General features: G+C 64.6%; 1 protein-coding gene. It reads right to left on the bottom strand.

Going from position 1 to position 339, the window contains the following annotated elements; translation table 11 throughout:
• Positions 1–193, bottom strand: a 193-nt coding sequence (locus RCF13_RS06715) for a hypothetical protein (RefSeq protein ID WP_308140984.1), incomplete at its 3' end; no start/stop codon positions are given.
• Between the last annotated feature and the right edge of the window lie 146 nt (positions 194–339).

Genomic DNA, 339 nt, shown 5'->3' with positions numbered 1-339 from the left:
CCAGCGAGGTGTTCGTGAAGGTGCCGAGGAACTGGACCGCCACCTTGGACAACTTGCCGTTCGGGTTGGGGGTGGTCCCCGTATCCTCGTCGAACGAGCAGCCCGTCAGGTGGATGACGACGGGCACCGAGTCGGAGAATTTCCCGGGGCCATTCAGCATGCGCTGGGAGACCTGACCCAGGTCGATCGTCATGTTGCTGTCGGCGGCGGAGATGGAGCAAGGCCCTTCGATGACCGTCGCCGAAAAGGTGATGGTGCCGGAGCCGCTGGTGCCCGCCGCAAATCCCGGCGCTGAATGGAACGCGACCGCGGCGGCGAGGGCGAGAGTGGATTTCTTGA

The organism is Stenotrophomonas maltophilia group sp. RNC7, from assembly GCF_030910085.1.
Taxonomy (GTDB): domain Bacteria; phylum Pseudomonadota; class Gammaproteobacteria; order Xanthomonadales; family Xanthomonadaceae; genus Stenotrophomonas; species Stenotrophomonas sepilia.
The sequence above is the reverse complement of the archived record's forward strand: the minus strand, read 5'-3'. Positions and strand labels throughout refer to the sequence as shown.